The sequence below is a fragment of the Bartonella japonica genome (genome assembly GCF_040545385.1).
GTDB lineage: Bacteria > Pseudomonadota > Alphaproteobacteria > Rhizobiales > Rhizobiaceae > Bartonella > Bartonella japonica.
The window spans coordinates 1-6,180 of the sequence record NZ_JBEPLT010000030.1 but is presented as its reverse complement, the minus strand read 5'-3'; the positions used below and the strand labels follow the sequence as shown (position 1 = coordinate 6,180).

Sequence of the window (6,180 nt, the reverse complement as noted above, 5' to 3'; positions counted from 1 at the left end):
TTACCGTCTTTATCGAGTTGATCTTGAAAGGTCATACCATCGAATTGAGAATTAGATTTAATGATCTTAATCCACCCATCGATAGAAACAACGGGTATGATGCCGCCGCCTCTTTTAGGGAGTGCATATATTTCTTTAGTTAATGGGTTTAATCCATAAGTATTAGCTACAGATATAAAAGCAGCAAATTCTTCATCAGAGAAGTTATGATTGATACATGTTTTGATAATTGTTTTACGAAATTGATCATGAGAAAAACCATATTTGCTTGCCATTGTTGTTAAAGGAGAATTTATCATATTTGTTTCCTTGATTTACGCGTAACTCACCCGTGGCGTGAATCACGCATTTGTTAAAAGAGTTATGTTGTTTTGTTAGAAAGTTGGTTTAATGCATGTTTTGTCTTTTAATTTCTTGAGACAGCAAGCCCATTCCTTTAGTGGTAATTTTTGCAGCGGGTATGACTTTTTCTGCTCCCTCTGTTGTTTGAATAGTATAGGTTGAGCAGTCCATTAGTCCTTTTTGGATTTTGTCTTGATAAGGCAACAAGTGAGCTCCGAAAGTGCGTCGATAAACCCATCCTTTTTTCTGCAAGAAGAGAATGAACTGTTTTGGTTGCATTTCGAGAATTTTAGCCGCTTCAGTCAGACCGAAGAGCCCATCATGGCGTTGCAAGCTTTCAAGAGCAGCTGCTTTTGGTTTTAAATCTTCAATGATGCTATCTTTTTGATTTATTTGTCCTTGTAGGTAATTCAAAAAGCCAATCATTGCTTGTGGACTTGAGTAATCAATTTGCGGTGTTGTTGCTTGCTTTGCACGTCGCTCGCATTCGATAAAGTATAAACGAGCTTCTCTACCTTTTTGATTATTTTCTAACATAGAAAGTTCTTTGGCTACGTTTAGAGTTAGGTGATAATCTTTACGATTGTGACCACCCCTACCTTTGCTCGCCAAATTTGGCGAGCAAACAAAGTCTTGATTTTCTACCAAATTATATTTTTTGATACGATCAGTAATCCAATTGGAAAAGTCTTTACCTACCTCCAAAAAGTCGTGTAATTCACGAGCATTTACAGTTTGAACAGTTACTCCATTAACCGTGTTATTTGCGATAGCGATAGGATTATTCATAAGTTCATTCCATTTAATGATTTTATATGAAGAAAGAGGGGGCGCTTTTAGAAAGGCGCCCTTAAGAGTTTTTAAAGCACATCACAAATACGCAACCGGTGTTGTTTTTCGTAAGAACCATACTCGGCATCTTCATATTCACGCCGTTTTATATCCTCTAAGAAAAAATCATACGCATCGCTGTGTAGAATAAAGTCGTGAAGTTTTGTTTCCTCAAAACACCGTTGCTCATATTTTTGAATGTAACATTCAGCAATCTCTTCAGAGATATCTTCACAACGGTTTGTTGTTGGTTCAATACGGAAGATCTGAATAGCATTATCAGCTTCATCAATAAAATTGATAATGTCACTTTCTTCGTGAAAAGGTCCAGATTGAGCGAGATTGTCTCCCTCGTCCATACACATTACTAAGAGAATTTCATCAGAATTTATAAAGATTGGTTTTTTCATAATTGCCCCTCCCTAACGCCCCTTGGCGATTGTTTGTTTGTGGTTTATGAAAATAAAATACGTTTATCGTAATTAAATGTCAACAGAAAAATTACGATAAACGTATTTTTTTATTTTTATAATCCACATGATTATTTATTATCTTAAAATTTAAATGGGGAATTTATGTTGGACTGTGAAAGAAACAAACAACTAACTGTAATGATGAATAAATTAACTAAAAGTGAAAAAATAGCTTTTATAGATTTCGTGCTGCGAGCAAAGATTTTAAAAGATCCTCGACAATCTTTTTTTCAGAATCATTTGCTTGAGAATACAAATAAAGAAAATCATCAGAACAAAATCCGGAAACAGGTGAAGAATCTTTAAAAAACTCCATAATTTTAACAAGCTCATCAGCTTTAACGTCTCTCATTTCTTTGTTAGGATCAAGATTGACAATATTAGATATAGCTGGTCTGCGTACTCCAAGATGGGCTGCAAGTTTTGCTTGACTACCACGGCCCATTTTATCGAGTTCTTGCTTTATCCAAATTTTTAGCTCTCTTTGTTTAACCATACTTGAGTTATTTATCATTTTTAAAAACCTTACAATATTAAAAAACAGAAAAATACGTTTATCGTATTGACTAAATGTTTCTTATATCGTATTTTGTTGGCTATGATAAAAGCATATACAGAAACAGCAAAACTTATAATTACATATCTTGGCGGATATCATAAGGTTGCAAATATCATTAATCGTAATGTTATTGTAGTTAGAAAATGGGTGTATCCTTTTGAAAAACGTGAAGGTAAAGGCGGAATCATTCCAGCTAAATATCAAGTGATGCTCTTAAATTACGCGCGTGAGCACGGGATAGATTTGTGCCCTGATGATTTTTTTTATCCCGAGCGCTTGCAAAGATTAATACAAGAAAAAATACCACTCTCAACGTCTTCTTTTGTCAAGGTTTCCACTGTTTGCATGAAGCCATGTGAACAAAATGAAATGTTGCAATCTCAATATGAAGAAAAGAATGAACATCAACAGCAGCATTCACACTCTTAAAGAAGAAAGATCATGAGAAACGGAATATTGAAGAAGATTTACACCCAGTTTTGTAGATTAATAGGTTGCAATACGAAAATGAAGAATGGAGGCAGATTGGTGGAAGAATGGAGAAAAGTACCATATCGTGACTGTAGCGTAGAAGATCTTGTGAAACGACACGAAACTCACACAACAATTCTTAAAAAACGAGAAGAATGGCATAAGTCAAAATTTGATAGTTGGATGAGATGGCATGAAGCCACTCTTGCAGAACGAGATAAGTCAATTGAACAACAGCAAGTAGTACTTGAAAACCTATCCACTTTAATTAAGCAAAAAAATAAAACGCTGCATAAACAAAGATTAAAATTGGATTTACAGATGAGAGTTATTGATGAATTAAATAATAAAATCAATTATTTAATCAACAAAAAAGAAGAACCCAGATTGACGGATTTTGTTTTTGCAGGAGAAGTTTTTTAATTCTGGTGTCATTAATCCCAAAAATGAGGGTCGTTAATTAAAAGCGGATCTTTGGGATTAACTTCATAATAAGTCTCTTTTAAACGTGGATATGAAGCCCAAAAATGAACGGTGAATGTTTCCTCTGGATTAACAATTGAAGTGTGTTCAAGTGTAAAATTTGCAATGTTGCGAGAATTAGGCTTACGGCAGGTAATCATGAAATCTAAAAAAGTACAGCGTTTAGCGGATATAATAAAAAAATTTAAAGCATACTCTGATGAAGCATTTGATTTTATATTTTCGGGACATAACGCAATGAGTTTGGGCGTTGTCCTTTTAATAACGAAGTGCCCCTCCGAAGACTCAAATTTCCATTGAGTAAAAGGACAAGCGTTTTTAACAAACTTAAAGGGACTGTTTTTCGATATGCGTATATTCTTTATCATCATATCTTGTGTCGTAAGATTTTTAATGCACAGCTTTACCTTAACATGGGGAGTACCTTTATATTCTTGTGGGAGGAATATTGCCTTCAATTTTAAATATGGTCCCAAATCCCGTGCTTTTTTATCTTCTAATAGAATAGCTGTCTGGATTTCTGATGCTATAGTTTGTCGTTGGAAGATTTTAAGTTGTTTTTTTAAGCTTCGTTGTTGCACAAAAAGTGTCACTATTCCAGTAACTACCGTGGCAATGATAGGAGCGATCGTAGAATTATCACTTATCCATTGTAGCAAAAATACAACACCATCATTTATCCAGTGCCATAAGAATATAGCATTATCAACTATCCATTTTTGCACCATATCTTGCATCAGAACTCCCCCCAATTTTTTAGAATCACTGGGAGGCTACTTTTTCAAAAACATTTTTTCAAGACAGGCAATCACAGCATGCTCTGTCATAGTACACATATAAATATGTAAAGCCTTAAGGGGGGATAATGATCATTAATGCACAAACCATTCTTTGTCTTGATCTAGGCACCAAGACTGGGTGGGCGATCTGCGGTGCAGATAATAGTATCATTAGTGGTACTGTTAATTTTCAATCCCGTCGCTTTGAAGGCGGTGGGATGCGTTATTTACGCTTTAAGCAATGGCTGACAGAAATGAAGCATACAGCGGGTGGCATTGATGCGGTGTATTTTGAAGAGGTGAGGCGTCATGTTGGTACGGATGCAGCACATGTTTATGGTGGCTTATTAGCAACCTTAACAGCGTGGTGTGAACATCATCAGATACCATATGAAGGCATTCCTGTTGGCACAATTAAGAAAGCGACGATAGGCAAGGGGAATGCATCGAAAGAAGAGATGATAGAGGCAATGCGTTCTAAAGGACACGTGCCTTGTGATGATAATGAAGCGGATGCTTTGGCAATTTTATATTTAGTTAAGGAAAGGGAAATTGGGTATGGCAAATAAGTCAGATAAGTTACCATGGACAAGGCTTTTTGCTGAACAGTGGGCAGTTAAACTCTTTCAGGTACCTACGTTTGAAGGTAATGTTTATATGCGATTGCGGTTGCAAATGTTAATTACTCGTGAACCTCTTTTAAACGATCTTGAGCTTCTAGCCCATTGCGCTGGCTGTTCAATAAAAAGATTTGAGAAGGCATTAGACTATTTAATCAGAAAAGGTCATATTATTTGTTTAGAAGATGGTAGCTTGTGGAATTCAGACGTTGAGGATGAGTTAAATAACTCAGACGAAACTTTCAATAAGTATGCAGAAAGATCTGCAAAAGCAGCCAATACGAGGAAAAAAAATCAAAACGAATCCTCAGGAGGTCTTAAGGAATCCTCAGGAAGTCTTAAGGAATCCTCAGGAGGTCTTAAGGAATCCTCAGGAGGTCTTAAGGAATCCTCAGGAGGTCTTAAGGAATCCTCAGGAGGTCTTAAGGAATCCTCAGGAGGTCTTAAGGAATGCAATAACAATAACAATAACAATAACATTAACATATATAATAAAAAAACTAATACTATCGTATTAGCAAAAAAAGAAATTGAATTTGAAGATTCAGAAATCACTGATTTGGTTGAAGAGCCAATCGAGGTTGATGCTTGTGAAAGCCAATCAGATCAAATTACAACCTCATTAGACAGCCCACCTCCTATTCACGAGCAAAAAAGCGTTCCAAAGAAAGCCAAGCGGTCAAAAGCTAATCGAGGTTGTCGATTGCCTGCGGATTTTGAACCCGATTACGATTTTGCAATCAACGAAGGCTTGCCTCCAGAGCGTGTGAAAGTCGAAATCGCAAAATTTAGAGATTATTGGAAAGCCAAGTCCGGAGCCAATGCTACCAAAACAGATTGGCAAGCAACGTGGCGTAACTGGGTAAGAAATTCAAAAGATCATAAAAATAAACAAGGTAGAAATTATGGAAATTACACTCAAAGGCAAAAAAGCATTGGTGAGCGCATCGCAGACAGCATCCTCGATATTGGAAATCGAGGGTACTTTGAAGCACATTCACGAGATGTTGGCTCCGGGCTTTCCGTTGGTTTTGAAAGATGGCAGCAAACTGACGAAACAGCAGGAAGCAATTGCTTTAGAGGCTGGTGACCAATTGCAAGAGTTATTCGCAGTGAAAGCAAGCAAAGAGGAGATAGCAAAAGCACTTCGCATGCTCTCATGTGGCTTGAAAATATCGCAGCAATCCGATCATGAAGGCATGGCGTTGACTTATGGGATGGTTTTGGAAAATGTCTCTGCGTGGTCACTGATGACAACGGTTAAACGGATTTTATGCGATGAGATAGATGGTTTATCGGATACGTTTTTTCCGAGCACACGCGAACTCGTAAGGTTGTGTCGTGATTTGGAAAACGACCTTTTGAGAAAAGCCAATCTTGTACGCAATGCTACTTTGAGATTCCGTGAACAGCAGTTGAAAGAGCAAGCAGCGAAAGAGCCTTCCAAACCCCTTACATTTGTTCAAAAGCAAAGGCTTGAAGAGGCTTTAAATGGCATCGATAGGATAGTAAAACACATTGATTAAGTAGCAAAATAGTGAAAAGTGGTGATCGTTTTGTGATTAGACATGCGTTTAAATCGACAAAAAGATACCGTACAGAGCGATTTAGATTTATTTTGA

General features: G+C 36.8%; 10 protein-coding genes. 5 read left to right on the top strand and 5 right to left on the bottom strand.

Going from position 1 to position 6,180, the window contains the following annotated elements; translation table 11 throughout:
• From ABID39_RS07505 to ABID39_RS07490, 4 genes are all read right to left on the bottom strand, one after another.
• A partial coding sequence (locus ABID39_RS07505) for a recombinase RecT (protein WP_354187510.1) occupies positions 1–299 on the bottom strand: 299 nt, incomplete at its 3' end.
• A gap of 88 nt (positions 300–387) precedes the next feature.
• Positions 388–1,131: an antA/AntB antirepressor family protein gene (locus tag ABID39_RS07500; RefSeq protein ID WP_354187508.1), complete on the bottom strand. Its 744-nt coding sequence runs from the start codon at positions 1,129–1,131 to the stop codon at positions 388–390.
• 71 nt (positions 1,132–1,202) lie between these two features.
• Complete coding sequence (locus ABID39_RS07495; protein WP_354187506.1) at positions 1,203–1,583, bottom strand: hypothetical protein; 381 nt, start codon at positions 1,581–1,583, stop codon at positions 1,203–1,205.
• Positions 1,584–1,821: 238 nt separating this feature from the next.
• The gene (locus ABID39_RS07490; protein ID WP_273755801.1) at positions 1,822–2,160 is read right to left on the bottom strand and encodes a helix-turn-helix domain-containing protein; all 339 of its coding nucleotides are present in this window, start codon (positions 2,158–2,160) and stop codon (positions 1,822–1,824) included.
• An 84-nt stretch (positions 2,161–2,244) separates the two neighbouring features.
• Here ABID39_RS07490 and ABID39_RS07485 point away from each other — a divergent pair, with 84 nt between their 5' ends.
• Complete coding sequence (locus tag ABID39_RS07485) at positions 2,245–2,634, top strand: hypothetical protein (RefSeq protein WP_354187504.1); 390 nt, start codon at positions 2,245–2,247, stop codon at positions 2,632–2,634.
• Positions 2,635–2,646: 12 nt separating this feature from the next.
• Positions 2,647–3,099: a hypothetical protein gene (locus tag ABID39_RS07480; protein WP_435521313.1), complete on the top strand. Its 453-nt coding sequence runs from the start codon at positions 2,647–2,649 to the stop codon at positions 3,097–3,099.
• Between the two features lie 11 nt (positions 3,100–3,110).
• Here the strand turns inward: ABID39_RS07480 and ABID39_RS07475 are convergent, their stop codons facing one another.
• A complete protein-coding gene (locus tag ABID39_RS07475) occupies positions 3,111–3,896 on the bottom strand; it encodes a hypothetical protein (protein ID WP_354187502.1) in 786 nt (261 codons plus the stop codon).
• Positions 3,897–4,024: 128 nt separating this feature from the next.
• On the opposite strand from ABID39_RS07475, the gene ABID39_RS07470 reads away from it, so the two are divergent.
• The 3 genes from ABID39_RS07470 to ABID39_RS07460 are packed head-to-tail and all read left to right on the top strand — an operon-like array spanning position 4,025 to position 6,084.
• The gene (locus ABID39_RS07470; protein ID WP_354187500.1) at positions 4,025–4,507 is read left to right on the top strand and encodes a crossover junction endodeoxyribonuclease RuvC; all 483 of its coding nucleotides are present in this window, start codon (positions 4,025–4,027) and stop codon (positions 4,505–4,507) included.
• Positions 4,497–5,648, top strand: a complete 1,152-nt coding sequence (locus ABID39_RS07465) for a hypothetical protein (protein WP_354187498.1) — start codon at positions 4,497–4,499, stop codon at positions 5,646–5,648. Before ABID39_RS07470 ends, ABID39_RS07465 begins: the two co-directional genes overlap by 11 nt.
• Positions 5,590–6,084, top strand: coding sequence for a hypothetical protein (locus ABID39_RS07460; RefSeq protein WP_354187496.1), 495 nt, complete (start codon positions 5,590–5,592; stop codon positions 6,082–6,084). Before ABID39_RS07465 ends, ABID39_RS07460 begins: the two co-directional genes overlap by 59 nt.
• The last annotated feature ends 96 nt before the right edge of the window (positions 6,085–6,180 follow it).